The organism is Vibrio sp. 970, assembly GCF_033339075.1.
This window is the reverse complement of record NZ_JAWOTW010000020.1, coordinates 40,331-54,706: the sequence shown is the minus strand read 5'-3', so window position 1 is coordinate 54,706 and position 14,376 is coordinate 40,331. Positions and strand designations below refer to the sequence as shown.

The window sequence follows — 14,376 nt, the reverse complement described above, 5'->3', positions numbered from 1 at the left end:
GGTTAACGCAATCGCTTGACCACAAATTTTTTAATTTTTTTCTTGCAATTACCCCCTTGCTATGTATTATATTGCCGCTAATTTCCATACTCACGTCTAAGAGATTAGCTGTGCTCTCCAAGACCAATCAAAACATCTTTACTGTTTCTCGTCTCAACGCAGAAGTTCGTTTACTCCTTGAAAACGAAATGGGGATCGTTTGGCTCGTCGGAGAGATATCCAACTTTTCAGCTCCTGTCTCTGGTCACTGGTACCTCACTCTTAAAGACTCTCGCGCTCAAGTTAAATGTGCCATGTTTCGTGGTAACAATCGCCGCGTTACTTTCAAGCCCGCTAACGGTAATCAAGTCCTAGTAAAAGCTCGTCTGTCTCTTTATGAGCCTCGCGGTGACTACCAATTGATCATCGAAAGCATGCAACCGGAAGGTGATGGCCGTCTTCAACAAGAGTTTGAAGAGCTGAAAATGAAGCTTGCAGCAGAAGGGTTGTTCGCGCAAATCAATAAGCAATCTTTGCCTGAGCACCCTAAACGTGTTGGCGTCATCACATCGAAAACTGGTGCCGCGCTTTACGATATCTTAGACGTATTGAAACGTCGTGATCCTTCCCTACCTGTTGTGATTTATCCGACAGTGGTACAAGGTGAGGACGCAGCCATTCAAATTGCACAAGCCATTGGTCGCGCTAACAGCCGTGATGAATGTGATGTGCTAATTGTGGGCCGAGGTGGTGGTTCATTAGAAGACTTATGGTGCTTTAACAACGAGATATTAGCTCGCACGATTGCAGCAAGCCAAATTCCTATTATTAGCGCCGTTGGACATGAAGTTGACGTGACAATAGCTGATTTTGTCGCCGACGTACGCGCGCCTACTCCATCAGCAGCCGCTGAGCTAGTAAGCCGTGATAACAGCCACAAAGATCAAGCTTTAGTTACCCGCCAGCATAAGTTAGCGAGCGCGATGCGTTACTACCTAGCACAACAAAAGCAGCAATCTGCTCAATTAGTGCACCGTCTAGAGAGACAGCACCCAAGCTATCGCTTGCAACGTCAGACGCAACAGTTAGATGAGTTGGACATGCGCTTACAGCGAGCGATGAGTCGTTTTATTGCCTTGCGTCAACAGCGAATCGAGCGTCAACATTATCGGCTGCAATTAAATTCTCCTGTAACACGCCTTGCCGAGCAGAAGTCGAAGCTAGAACGTGTTGAGCAAAAGCTCATGGATGCAATGGATCGCAAATTACTGACTATGCGCCATCAACTCGCGATTGCCGCAGAAAAGTTGGACACCGTCAGCCCACTAGCGACATTGAAACGAGGTTACTCAATTACTCAAACTGAGCAAGGTAAAGTAATTACGCAATCTTCAGATGTAAAGTCGGGAGATGTATTGATTACCTGGTTAGCCGAAGGCGACGTTCGTTCTACCGTTAACTGAATACAAACTCTGGTTAACTGACTTTCTGGAACTCAAATCGGACACGTGATTTTGATTTGAGTTCATTACACACATTACAAAAGTAACTCGCAGCACCGCATGCTTGCAGCTTCTCCAGCTCCGCCTCACAATCAGGGCAAAAACCTACTTTTTTAAAATCCGATTCACACTGTGCACAATGGTATTGTCCTGTCCATTCCAGTTCGACATTGCAAGTCGGGCAAATGTTCTGCTGCATATCCCGTTCCTCTCTCTAAACTAAGCAATTTCGAGTAACGCATGCTACTCAAAATAACGAACAAGTATGTTGATCTTCATCACCGCCCTAACAAGTTTCACGAGGCGATAACCATACTTGATACGTAGGATCTTATACTGATCGTCTGATATTTACTCCTTGATCAGCGATCACCCCTTAAAAGAATATTTATATAACCACACACCGAAAGCATAAGTTACATATTCTGCATTCCAATCTAAGGCAGAATAAAAAACCTTATAGGGATTTAATTAAACGAAAAATTAGAATTTAATAAAAAGATCTTATTCAGAAAGCAGTGTTTACATTGGTGTGCATTTCGATAGTTTGAGCGTCGAGCTTAACGAGTTTAACTTGGATAAAAGCAAACTCATTTAAATGGCTCGCATGCGTTCCACCACAAGGGATTACCGCTAATTGACCTTCCCCTAAATCGCACTTCCAATAGCGAGAATCCGTTAATCTATCGCCGTGGCATTCCATGGTGATCATCGCATCTCTTTGAAGCCATTCAACCAGTTGGCCATTCACTTTTTCTGCAATCGCCTGGAGGTCATTCAGCATATCTGCACTGTTTAATCCTCTTTTACGGAGTGTTTTGCCTAAACGGTACGTATCGAGGCACTTGTCTGGAGTGACATAACTAGTAACTTGCGCATAGCTATTAAAGTCATAATAACCATGTGGGTCTTTGCGGTCTGCGTCTTTTCGCCAATAGTCTTCCGATAGTACTTTATTCAACGCCAAATACGCTAAATGTCCTGCAGTGTGGCCTCGACTCACAGCATTTTGATAGTCTTTATCTACCGCTAATGTTACCAAGTCATTAATTGCAAATGATTCCGTACGTGATAAAACATGCACGACGACAAACACCCAACCTTCAGCATCACGCTTTACAGGGATGTCACTACCCACATACAAAGCACCACTCTCCTGCTCCACTGCTCCAACTTGGCAATCTACTACGTCATGCTCAGACCCATTCACCTTCAACGTTCCTTTATCTGCAGGGTGATCCGGCCATATGTGACTAACGGGATGGAACGGCGTGACATCTGTAATAACGTAAGTCACTTCTTCCGTAGATTGAACGAGCTGTATTTGTGCTTCTAATTGCCATGTTTGATGACAAAAACGAGTCTTTGTTGCTGTGATAGTCATTTTTACGATTACTTTTGATAAAAAAATACCCAAGTAGAAACTTGGGTATTCGAATTTCATTATTTATTGCGGTTTTTCACCATCGACATCATACGTTTGCGTTTACGCTCTTGTGATAGCGTAAGCTTATTCGTACGGTTCTCGTATGGGTTATCACTGTTGTGGAAGTTAATGCGAATCGGTGTTCCCATAATTTCCAGAGACTTACGGAAGTAGTTCATCAGATAACGTTTATACGAATCTGGCAATTCACGAACCATGTTACCGTGGATAACAACGATCGGTGGGTTGTAACCACCTGCGTGTGCGTATTTGAGTTTGATACGACGACCACGAACCATTGGCGGTTGGTGATCATCCACAGCCATCTTCATGATACGCGTCAGTACTGACGTACCCACACGCGTTGTCGCCGAGTTATATGCTTCTTGAATAGATTCAAACAAGTGACCAACGCCAGTACCGTGCAGCGCAGAAATAAAGTGGATACGCGCGAAATCGACGAATCCTAAACGGCGGTCCAGTTCTTTCTTCACGCTTTCTTTCACGTCACTGTCTAGACCATCCCACTTGTTAACGGCGATGACAATTGAGCGGCCAGCATTCAGTGCAAAACCAAGCAAGCTTAGGTCTTGGTCTGAAATATTTTCACGTGCATCAATCACCAGTAGAACGACGTTTGCATCTTCTACCGCTTTCAGCGTCTTAACAACAGAGAACTTTTCAACCGTTTCATTGATACGACCACGACGACGAACACCTGCGGTGTCAATTAGTACGTATTCACGTCCATCACGTTCCATCGGGATGTAGATAGAATCGCGCGTTGTACCTGGCATATCGTATACAACTACACGTTCTTCACCCAGAATACGGTTAGTCAGTGTCGATTTACCTACGTTCGGACGACCGATGATCGCCAACTTAATCGGCTGCTCTTGAAGGCGCTTGAACTCTGCTTCTGCGTCTTCTTCAGTGTAATCTTCAACAAGAGGCTCTTCGTCTTCGAATCCAGTCAGGTCTTCAATCTCACCTTCTTCAGATTCACTTGTTAGTAGATCATCAAAGAATGGAGATAAAGCACGCTCAAGCAAAGCGGTCACACCACGGCCATGAGCGGCCGCAATCTGGTACATATCATCCACGCCGAGCTGCCAAAAGTCAGCACACGCCGCATCGGCATCAATACCATCGATTTTGTTTACTACCAGCATCGCTGGCTTTTCAATTTTACGCAGATGCGCCGCAATTGCTTCATCTGAAGGTGTCAGACCAGCACGACCGTCAACAAGGAACAATACAACATCAGCCTCATCAATCGCGGCTAATGACTGTTCTGCCATCTTTGTTTCCACGCCTTCTTCTGTGCCATCGATACCACCAGTATCAATCACAATGAATTCGTGCTCTTCACCAAGTCTCGCCTGGCCATATTTACGGTCTCGCGTTAGGCCTGGAAAGTCCGCAACCAACGCGTCACGAGTGCGAGTCAATCGGTTAAATAGTGTAGATTTACCTACGTTCGGACGCCCTACTAGAGCTACAACAGGTACCATAACAACCTCTACAATAATCTTTCTTCTGTAGTTATAGGTAACGACTTGCTCGATGCCAAATCAAACCAGCTTTTTACCTATAACCACGTCAGGGTTAATAAATTCAAACAACAAAACGGCTCCTAGCTGTCACCAGCCAGGAGCCGAATGTGAATTATATCACGATATTATTCGTTAATGGTTAGTTTCTTTACATCGCCGTTGCGAGTTGTAATCACATAACCATCCGACAATAACGTCGGGCCAACTGCCAAGCCACTATCATCGACAAACTGCTGCGCAACAAATTCGCCCGTTGAACGATCCATCCAGTGAAGGTAACCAAGCGTGTCACCGACAACGAGATAATTGCCAACAATAACTGGCGCTGTAAGTTGTCGGTGCTCAAGCAAGCTGTTTTCCCACAACTCAGTCCCGCTTCGTGAATCAACGGCAACAACATGATCTTTTTCCGTTATCACAAAGATGCGACTACCATCTGTAGAAATGTCTGTCGCAGATGAGTAATTACGCTTCCAAATCGGGTTCGCTGAACGCAAGTCAATGGCGATAAGTTGACCATTGTATCCAATGGTGAAAAGAGTACCGCCTAGCACAATTGGCGATGAATCAACGTCAACCAAACGATCAATTTCTGTCGCGCCTTTTGGAGTACCAACAGGCTGTTGCCAAATCAACTGACCACGCTCAACGATAGCAGCTGCGAGTCGGCCATTTGCCGTTCCCCAAAATACACCGCCGCCAATTGCAGTCGGAGTACTGTCGCCACGTAAAGTTAAGTTCGGCACTTCTGTACTCAATGCCCAGCGTTGCTCACCTGTACTCTCATTAAGGGCAATCAACATGCCTCGGCTAGTATTGATGATAATAAGGCCTGAATCTGCAACTGGCTTCGCCAGTACCTCACCACCAACTTTTACACGCCAAACAATTTCACCTGTTTCTTGGTCAAGAGAGATGACTTCACCATTCTCAGAGCCAATGTAGAGGTTTCCGTATGCCGCTGTGATACCACCAGAGAGACGAGCAATGACATCTTCTTCTAGGTCCGTTTGCCAACGTTGTTTACCATTCTCAGGATCCAGCGCTTTTACTAAGCCATCACGACTTGCCACGAACAATGTATCATTCGCAAATACAGGGGATAGTTTTGAAAAGTAATGACCAACACCATCGCCAACCGATGTGCTCCACTCACTACTGGTTGTAAACTGACTGTCTACCTGAGGTAGTGGCGCCATTACAATGGTGTCTTTCTCACCTGCACAACCGGCAAGTACTCCCATTGTTAACGCCCCTAGCAAGGCTTTCTTAAAGACTCTTTTCATCCAATGCGGTCCTTATTTCGCCAGATCGTCCAATTTCATTTGTAGTGTCGGGCTTGCATCTGCCGCTTGCTGAGCTTCAGTATACGCAGCGTACGCAGCATCTTTGTCACCTTGGCGAATCGCAATATCGCCACGAAGTTCAGCAATACGACCTGTCCATGCTGTATCAGTGACGTTACTTAGCTCTGCCGTTGCAGCGTCGAAGTTACCCATTTCCGTCTCAATACGCGCAATGCGGTAACTAATCAATGGTAACAACGCAGCATCTTGAGTGTTGCTTTGCGCCCACTTCAGTTGCTCCAATGCAGCAGAAAGGTCTTGAGCTTCAACTTGTGCTTTAGCAAGTTGTAGCGCAGCCAATACTGAATATTCTTTTACTTCATTTGACTCAATGAAAGCTTTCACGTCAGCTTGAGCATCAGTGCCTTTGTCTTGCAAAGCATTCATTGCTGTCGTGTAGCTTTGAGAAGCTGCTTCACTCGCCTGAATCACAGAATCCTGGTAGTAACGCCAGCCGAATAGACCACCTAAACCAACAACCGCACCGATGATGACGGCTTTGCCGTTTTCCTTCCACCAGTCTTTAATGGCTTCAACTTGTTGTTCTTCAGTATCGTAAAGTTCCACTTCCTGTCCTCTTAAAACATGTAAATGGCAGCTTAGCTGCCATTGTTCCTATTTCGTTTAAAGGCTCCACATTTGGGAGCCTTAGCTTACGAACTAGGATGTAATTTTGTTAGATTACTAAAAGACTTAAATCAGTGCTGCGATCTTTTCTGCAACTTCTGCTTGGTTGTAAGTCTCTTGCTCACCACCAGCCAAGTCTTTCAGTACTACGGTATTATCCGCAACTTCGTTTTCACCCAGAACTAATGCTACAACAGCACCAACTTTGTCTGCGCGTTTAAACTGTTTCTTGAAGTTACCGCCACCGAAGTGATTCATCACACGAACGCCTGGAACAGACTCGCGAAGCTGTTCTGCTAGCTTCATTCCTGCCATCATGGTGCCTTCACCCGCTGTGACTACGTACACGTCAACACTGCGACGAACGTCTGTCAGTTCCAACGTTTCTAGCATCAGTACTAGACGCTCTAGGCCCATTGCAAAGCCAACCGCTGGTGTTGGTTTACCACCTAATTGCTCTACAAGGCCATCGTAACGACCACCACCACATACAGTGCCTTGAGCACCTAGGCTCTCAGTGATCCACTCAAATACCGTGCGATTGTAGTAATCCAGACCACGAACTAGACGTTCGTTAACTGTGTATTTGATACCTGCGGCGTCTAAAAGTTCACATAGACCTGCGAAGTGCGCTTTAGATTCTTCACCCAAGTAATCTGAAAGGCGAGGCGCATCACCTAAAATAGCTTGAACGTCTGGGTTCTTCGTATCCAGAACACGCAATGGGTTCGTGTGCATGCGACGCTTACAATCTTCGTCTAGCACATCAATATGTTGCTCAAGGAATGCAACCAGTGCAGTACGGTAGTCTGCGCGGTCTTCTTGAGAACCGATAGAGTTCAGCTCAAGACGGACATGTTCATTGATACCTAGCTCACGCCATAAACGCGCCGTCATCATGATAAGCTCTGCATCAACATCTGGACCATTTAGACCAAACACCTCAACACCACACTGGTGGAATTGACGGTAACGACCTTTCTGCGGACGTTCATGGCGGAACATAGGTCCCATGTACCACAGACGCTGTTCATCACGGTTGATCAGGCTGTTTTGGATACATGAACGTACACAACCCGCCGTACCTTCAGGGCGAAGTGTTAGGCTGTCGCCGTTACGGTCATCAAAGGTGTACATTTCTTTTGAAACGACGTCTGTTTCTTCACCAACAGCGCGGCTGAATAGGTTTGTTTCTTCAACGATTGGCATGCGCACTTCGTTATAACCGTATGCGCTAATTACATTTTTCACTGTGTTTTCTAATTTTTGCCACAGTGGCGACTGAGTTGGGAGGCAATCGTTCATGCCTCGAATTGCTTGAATTGTTTTTGCCACAATACTTACCGTAATTCTCGTTGAGATTAATCTTGTACTTTAACTTCGATGCGGTTTTCGCCATTCATCATAGCTGCTTTCGCACGGATCTTAGCTTCTAGCTTATTCACAAGGTCATCGTTATCAAAGCGCTCTTTCTGGCGTTTACCATCTTCGTAGAATGCGCTCTTCTTGTTACTACCTGCTAGACCTAAGTGAGAAACTTCTGCTTCACCAGGGCCGTTTACCACACAACCGATGATAGACACATCCATTGGCGTGATGATGTCTTCTAAACGTTGCTCCAGTGCATTCACCGTACCAATCACATCGAATTCTTGGCGTGAGCAGCTTGGGCACGCAATAAAGTTGATGCCTCGAGAGCGAATGCGCAGAGATTTAAGGATGTCGAAACCGACTTTGATTTCTTCAACTGGATCGGCAGCCAAAGAGATACGCAGCGTATCGCCTATCCCTTCAGATAGCAGCATACCTAAGCCAACAGATGACTTAACAGCGCCAGCTCGAGCACCACCCGCCTCTGTGATACCTAAATGAAGAGGCTGATCGATTTTCTTCGCCAGCAGACGATATGAATCCACCGCAAGAAAAACGTCTGAAGCTTTCACGCTAACTTTAAATTGGTCAAAGTTAAGACGATCGAGATGGTCTACGTGACGCATCGCCGATTCAACCAAGGCTTCTGGCGTTGGCTCACCGTATTTCATCTGTAGGTCTTTTTCCAAAGATCCACCATTGACACCAATACGGATCGGGATGTTTTTATCGCGAGCGCAATCAACAACAGCGCGAATGCGCTCTTCATTGCCGATGTTACCTGGGTTGATACGTAAACAGTCAACTCCGTACTCCGCAACTTTCAGCGCGATACGATAATCGAAATGAATATCAGCCACTAATGGTACAGAAACTTGCTGTTTAATCAGTTTGAAAGCTTCTGCTGCGTCCATCGTAGGCACAGAAACTCGAACGATATCTGCGCCGACTTTTTCTAGTGCTCGGATTTGAGCGACTGTCGCTTCTACGTCAGTCGTGCGAGTGTTAGTCATTGACTGTACTGCAATTGGCGCACCATCACCAATTGGCACATCACCCACATAAATACGCGTCGATTTACGACGAATAATTGGAGATTCGTGTTGCATAATTTTTTATAACGGTAGAGTGAATCTAGCTACTTTGCCTGAAGTATACCCAGAAAGGTCGACAGGTTCACTTGCAAATGTCATTGTAACCCCTTCCGGTGCGCCTAATATCACTTTAAATGGCGCTTTTCCGGTAAGTTCTACATCTTGTCCTGGCTTATGAGTACCACTTACCAGCGTTTTACCATTGGTGTCTTTTACTTGAATCCAACAGTCCGCTTTAAACTTCATAGTAAGAAGTGTCATGCCTTCAGGTACTACTGGCGCAGGCTGTTCCTCTTCCGCCGCTTCAATCACGGCAACAGGTTCTTCAGAATCTACGCTTGTTGTATTTTCAGTTTCAGTCAGCAAAGGATCCGCCCCTTGCTCAACGGGTGCTTCAGTCGATTCAGCAATGCCTTCATTAGTTGAAGCAACTTCTTCAGGAGTGCTTGCGATTAACTCTTCAGCCGTCATCAAATCGATATCAGCTAATTCTTGAGCAGTGGGCTGCGGCGCTTCAACACTTGAATCCGTTACTTCCTTAGTTAGGCTATTCTCTTGTTGGTTTTGCCACCACCATGCCGCTGAAATGCCAATAATGACCAGCCCGATAACCCAAGTAAGGAGCATAATACGGCTATTGTGCTTCTCGTCTTTTGTTTTACGAGAGAAGCTTTGCATTTCAATTTCTTGCTCTTGAGGCTGAGCATCGGCAGTCTGCTCTAACGCCGTCAAAACCACCTTCTCATCAAGACCTACGAATTTAGCGTAAGAGCGTAAGTAACCACGCGTAAATGTCGCGACTTGTTGAGATTCAAATCGGTTATTTTCAATATCTTCAATCACAGAAATGCGAAGCCTCAGGCGATCGGCAACTTGCTTTTGGCTCATTCCCAAGGATTCACGTTTGTTTTTCAGTAATGTGCCAGCTTCAATAGAGAGTGGCACTTCATTCGTATTTTCGTGTTCTGTCATAATGGCGGTATTTAATCTGTTTTAGTGGCTAACGTGGTCATGTATTTTCGTTATTGTTCTTAAGCCTCTTTAAAGATAGCTAGCCTAAACGCGTTAACCAAAAATAATAATTTTAAGAAACTCTCAGCGATCTGAGTGCGAATACCCGTTTTGCAAAAATCAGCAAAACGTATGTGAGAAAGTGCTGAGAATTATCGGTGTCATCGTTAGTGTTACATACCATGATAAGCGAATGCGCAACGAAGACAAAAACTCTTTACACTCAAACTAACAGATAGCTCAAGCTTTTGTCCAAACTTTGACAAAGGAATTCGAAATTATACCCAAATAACCTTAGGTTGAAGAGTGATAGTCCCAAATCTTGGCGAAAATGTCCTAAACAATAAACAAAATAGCCAGAGCGAATGGCTCTGGCTATTTTTGAATTCCGGTCGTTTATACAGCTTTCACTTCAATGGTATCGGCACCGCGTGACGCTTTCAGCATTGCCGTACGTTTAGTTCGGTCAATTACATCACCGACCAACTGACCACATGCGGCATCAATGTCATCACCGCGCGTTTTACGAACCGTAACTGTGTGCTCGTATTGCATCAATGTTTTTTGGAAGCGATCAATACGTGAGTTACTTGGTTTCTTGTAAGGTGAACCTGGGTACGGGTTAAACGGAATCAAGTTAATCTTACATGGTGTGTCTTTCATCAATTCAGCCAGCTCGCGTGCATGGTCCATGTCATCGTTCACATGATCAAGCAACACGTACTCGACTGTTACTTTGCCACGGTTTGCATTAGATGAAGCAATGTAACGACGAACGGATGCTAGGAAATCTTGAATATCCCAACGATCGTTAATTGGCATGATTTCACTACGCAGCTTATCGTTTGGCGCATGAAGAGAGATCGCCAACGCAACGTCGATTTTGCCCGTCATCTGATCAAGACCAGAAACCACACCTGATGTTGATACGGTTACGCGACGCTTCGACAAACCAAAGCCAAGGTCATCCAACATTAACTCCAGTGCTGGAATCAAGTTCTTCATATTAAGAAGCGGCTCACCCATACCCATCATCACGACGTTCGTAATTGGGCGACGGCCTGTTTCTTTCTCAAGACCAATTTCACGTGCAGCACGCCACACCTGACCGATGATCTCTGAAACTTTCAAGTTACGGTTAAAGCCCTGCTGTGCTGTTGAGCAGAACTTACATTCCAATGCACAACCTACTTGAGAAGATACACAAAGCGTTGCGCGATCATCTTCTGGAATGTAAACCGTTTCTACATCCTGATCACCAACCTTCATTGCCCACTTGATCGTGCCGTCTGAAGAATGCTGAGCTTCTGCTACAGTTGGTGCTTTAATTTCACACTTGTGTAAAAGCTTTTCGCGCAGCTTCTTGTTGATGTTTGTCATTTTTTCGAAGTCATCTACACCGAAATGGTAGATCCACTTCATAACCTGATCGGCACGAAACGCTTTCTCGCCAAGTTCTTCCGCGAAAAACTGACGCATGCCTTTGCGATCAAAGTCGAGTAGATTGATTTTTTCAGTGGTCATGTTGCCTCTCAATGACTGAAACAAGAATAAGGGCGCGAATTGTACAGCCTTTATGCAGCTACAACAAGGGGTGTAAGACCCTGAGTTTGCTAAGGCATTAAAATAAAAACGATTAAATTTTAAACAGACCTTGCGGTGAGAATAATGATTAGACAACCGACAGCAAAAGCGTAGAAGTGGTGCAGAGAAAGCAGTGAGAACAAACACACGTAACTAAGCTTTCCCCCCTGTAAGGTGCTCAGATTAGCCAACGTCTTCGCGAGTACTTACGAATGAACTCGCCGATGAAATGGAGAACACGGAATAAAAAACCTCGGACAAATCCGAGGTTGTTACGAACTAGATCATCACGCAAAAGTGATGCATGAACGAGTTAGCGAGAGAAAACTTCTGATTCAGGGAAGAAAAACTCAATTTCACGAGCGGCAGACTCAGGGCTATCGGAACCATGAACTGAATTGTGACGCATGCTGAGTGCGTAATCAGCACGCAAAGTGCCGCATGCCGCTTCCTCTGGGTTGGTTTTCCCCATTAGCTCGCGGTAACGTGCAATCGCATTTTCACCTTCCAATACCTGAACCATAATAGGACCAGATGTCATGAACTCTTTTAGAGGAGGGAAAAACTCTTTACCTTCATGCTCTGCATAAAAGCCGCTTGCCTGATCTTCTGTCAGGTGAACCATTTTGGCAGCGATGATACGTAGGCCAGCCTTTTCAATACGATTGTAGATTTCACCAATTAGGTTTCGCTCTACAGCATCAGGCTTAATGATTGAAAATGTTCTTTCTAGAGCCATAAAATTTCCTTTCTGTACTTGTAATAATAGTTGTGCTTTTAAAGTGACTTACTGGGTAAGAGCAGCACTCAAACAAGAGAGTGCTGCAATCAATCTTATTTTCCAGCTTGCTCATTGAGGAAACGAGCAAGTGTACGAACACCCATACCCGTTGCTCCCGCAGCCCATTTATCAGAAGCGGCTTTACGATACGTACCCGCACAGTCGAAATGTAACCAGCCTTTTTTGTAGTCCTCAACGAAGTAAGACAAGAATGCAGCTGCAGTGCTTGCACCTGGAGAATAATCACCAGAGCTGATATTAGATAAATCGGCAAAATTAGATGGCAGCATTTCTCGATGGAAGTCAGCAAGTGGTAGCGGCCACAAGCCTTCTTTTTCCTGGTTTGCCGCCGTAAGCGCTTGATGCGATAGCTCATCATCAAAGCTCATTAGCGCATGGTAATCGTTACCTAACGCATTCTTCGCTGCGCCTGTTAGCGTCGCGCAGTCAATAATTAACTCAGGCTTTTGCTCACTGGCGTAGATAAGACCGTCGGCAAGCACCAAGCGACCTTCCGCGTCGGTATTCATAATCTCAACGGTTTTGCCGTTTTTGTAAGTGATGATGTCGCCAAGCTTAAGGGCACGGCCAGAAACCATGTTCTCAGCACAACACAAGATCAGTTTTACGCGCTTGTTTAAACCGCGCAAGATAGCTAATCCTAGGCCACCAGTTATAGTACCCGAGCCACCCATATCTGCTTTCATTGCACTCATGAAGGTAGAAGGCTTCAAGCTGTAACCACCGGAATCAAAGGTGATGCCTTTACCCACAAGACATGCGAATACAGGTGCGTTTTCGTCACCAGTTGGGTTGTAGTCTAACTGAAGCATCGCAGAAGTACGCTCAGAACCACGGCCTACTGCGTAAATACCTTCCCAACCTTCTGCCAACAAGTCTTTGTCTTTGACGATACGAGCTGTCACCGTGCCTTTCGGCGCAACAGATTTGATGAATTCAGCAGCCATTGTCGCTAGCTGACGAGGAGCAACTTCTTCTGCCGTTTTGTTGATAATATCGCGGGTAAAATCAGTCGAAGTAATACGAGCTTGAAGCTCTGCTTGATCTTCATCAGACAATGCTGCCCACTCAACTGAGCCATGTTTTTTAGGGTTACGGAACCCTTGGTGGAAAGCCCATACGCTCTCTAGATCCCAGTTATCACCAGAAAGAAAAATAGAACGAATTCCTTGGCCATCTAGCTGACGAGCTGCACGTTGAATTGCGCCGAGATCATGACCTTCACCTAAGTGAATAGTTGCGCCGTTTTCAGCGAATGAAAGCAGTGCTTTTTCACCCCAATGTGGTGCTGCCGACTCTTGACTTAAAAATACAGACATCTGTGTAGACATGGTTTCTCCTTGTCTTATAGCAGCGTTGCCTACGCTGCTTCTTTTAAATAACTCACGGATGTTAGCATTATGTAGGGCAAAAATGTCAATTGGATAAAAAAACGGACCTAAAGGTCCGCTTTTTTTAGTAAGAATTGTTAACTAGGCTGTGTTTTACAGACTTAGTCTGCTTCGTCCATCCAGCACATGATAACGGCTTCTAGAATCTTTTCATTAGAACGGTTTGGCTCATCGTCAAACTCATCTAACTCCATGATCCATTGATGAAGATCGGTAAAACGCACTGTTTTTGGATCGACATCTGGAAACTTGTCACAAAGTTCAATCGCGATATCGCGAGAATCTGTCCATTTCATTGCTCATCTTCCTTTTGCTTCTTCCCTATATTGGGAAGATAGTTTTAGTGATCTTCTGAAGCGTGGTTTAATGTGTATTTAGGAATTTCTACCACCAAGTCTTCATCAGCAATTCTCGCCTGACACCCTAGGCGTGACTCAGGCTCTAGACCCCACGCTTTATCTAGCATGTCGTCTTCTAGTTCTTCACTTTCTTCGAGTGAATCAAAACCTTCACGGATGATTACGTGGCAGGTAGTACACGCACATGACTTCTCACACGCATGTTCAATACCGATACCGTTTTTTAGCGCTACGTCTAGAACGGTGTCACCAGAGTTTGCTTCCAACACTGCACCTTCTGGGCACAAATCGTCGTGTGGTAATACAATAATCTTAGGCATAACTACTT

14 protein-coding genes are annotated in these 14,376 nt (G+C 45.2%); 1 reads left to right on the top strand and 13 read right to left on the bottom strand.

What is annotated here, in order from left to right; translation table 11 throughout:
- Positions 1–110: 110 nt before the first annotated feature.
- A complete protein-coding gene (gene xseA / locus R7Q11_RS21775) occupies positions 111–1,442 on the top strand; it encodes an exodeoxyribonuclease VII large subunit (RefSeq protein ID WP_085569930.1) in 1,332 nt (443 codons plus the stop codon).
- A gap of 13 nt (positions 1,443–1,455) precedes the next feature.
- Here xseA and R7Q11_RS21770 read toward each other — a convergent pair whose 3' ends face one another.
- The 13 genes from R7Q11_RS21770 to fdx all read right to left on the bottom strand — a co-directional run bounded on the left by R7Q11_RS21770 (position 1,456) and on the right by fdx (position 14,368).
- A complete protein-coding gene (locus tag R7Q11_RS21770) occupies positions 1,456–1,680 on the bottom strand; it encodes a zinc ribbon domain-containing protein (protein ID WP_005381691.1) in 225 nt (74 codons plus the stop codon).
- Between the two features lie 309 nt (positions 1,681–1,989).
- Positions 1,990–2,865 (bottom strand): metal-dependent hydrolase, encoded by an 876-nt coding sequence (locus R7Q11_RS21765; RefSeq protein WP_033905865.1) that lies wholly within the window; start codon positions 2,863–2,865, stop codon positions 1,990–1,992.
- 59 nt (positions 2,866–2,924) lie between these two features.
- Positions 2,925–4,421, bottom strand: coding sequence for a ribosome biogenesis GTPase Der (gene der, locus R7Q11_RS21760; protein ID WP_017820569.1), 1,497 nt, complete (start codon positions 4,419–4,421; stop codon positions 2,925–2,927).
- 167 nt (positions 4,422–4,588) lie between these two features.
- Positions 4,589–5,749 carry an outer membrane protein assembly factor BamB gene (gene bamB / locus R7Q11_RS21755; RefSeq protein ID WP_005381696.1) on the bottom strand — a complete coding sequence of 387 codons (1,161 nt, stop codon included), beginning with the start codon at positions 5,747–5,749 and terminating at the stop codon, positions 4,589–4,591.
- Positions 5,750–5,761: 12 nt separating this feature from the next.
- Complete coding sequence (locus R7Q11_RS21750; protein WP_005381697.1) at positions 5,762–6,376, bottom strand: YfgM family protein; 615 nt, start codon at positions 6,374–6,376, stop codon at positions 5,762–5,764.
- A gap of 126 nt (positions 6,377–6,502) precedes the next feature.
- On the bottom strand, positions 6,503–7,771 hold the full coding sequence (hisS, locus tag R7Q11_RS21745; RefSeq protein WP_005381698.1) for a histidine--tRNA ligase: 1,269 nt from the start codon (positions 7,769–7,771) through the stop codon (positions 6,503–6,505).
- A 26-nt stretch (positions 7,772–7,797) separates the two neighbouring features.
- The gene (gene ispG / locus R7Q11_RS21740) at positions 7,798–8,916 is read right to left on the bottom strand and encodes a flavodoxin-dependent (E)-4-hydroxy-3-methylbut-2-enyl-diphosphate synthase (protein ID WP_005381699.1); all 1,119 of its coding nucleotides are present in this window, start codon (positions 8,914–8,916) and stop codon (positions 7,798–7,800) included.
- A gap of 6 nt (positions 8,917–8,922) precedes the next feature.
- On the bottom strand, positions 8,923–9,873 hold the full coding sequence (gene rodZ, locus R7Q11_RS21735; RefSeq protein ID WP_085569931.1) for a cytoskeleton protein RodZ: 951 nt from the start codon (positions 9,871–9,873) through the stop codon (positions 8,923–8,925).
- Positions 9,874–10,308: 435 nt separating this feature from the next.
- Positions 10,309–11,436 (bottom strand): bifunctional tRNA (adenosine(37)-C2)-methyltransferase TrmG/ribosomal RNA large subunit methyltransferase RlmN, encoded by a 1,128-nt coding sequence (locus tag R7Q11_RS21730; RefSeq protein WP_017633913.1) that lies wholly within the window; start codon positions 11,434–11,436, stop codon positions 10,309–10,311.
- 373 nt (positions 11,437–11,809) lie between these two features.
- Positions 11,810–12,235 (bottom strand): nucleoside-diphosphate kinase, encoded by a 426-nt coding sequence (gene ndk / locus R7Q11_RS21725; RefSeq protein WP_042521171.1) that lies wholly within the window; start codon positions 12,233–12,235, stop codon positions 11,810–11,812.
- A 95-nt stretch (positions 12,236–12,330) separates the two neighbouring features.
- Complete coding sequence (gene pepB / locus R7Q11_RS21720; protein ID WP_005381709.1) at positions 12,331–13,629, bottom strand: aminopeptidase PepB; 1,299 nt, start codon at positions 13,627–13,629, stop codon at positions 12,331–12,333.
- A gap of 161 nt (positions 13,630–13,790) precedes the next feature.
- Positions 13,791–13,985, bottom strand: coding sequence for a Fe-S cluster assembly protein IscX (gene iscX / locus R7Q11_RS21715; RefSeq protein ID WP_005381711.1), 195 nt, complete (start codon positions 13,983–13,985; stop codon positions 13,791–13,793).
- A 44-nt stretch (positions 13,986–14,029) separates the two neighbouring features.
- Positions 14,030–14,368 carry an ISC system 2Fe-2S type ferredoxin gene (gene fdx / locus R7Q11_RS21710; RefSeq protein ID WP_005381713.1) on the bottom strand — a complete coding sequence of 113 codons (339 nt, stop codon included), beginning with the start codon at positions 14,366–14,368 and terminating at the stop codon, positions 14,030–14,032.
- Between the last annotated feature and the right edge of the window lie 8 nt (positions 14,369–14,376).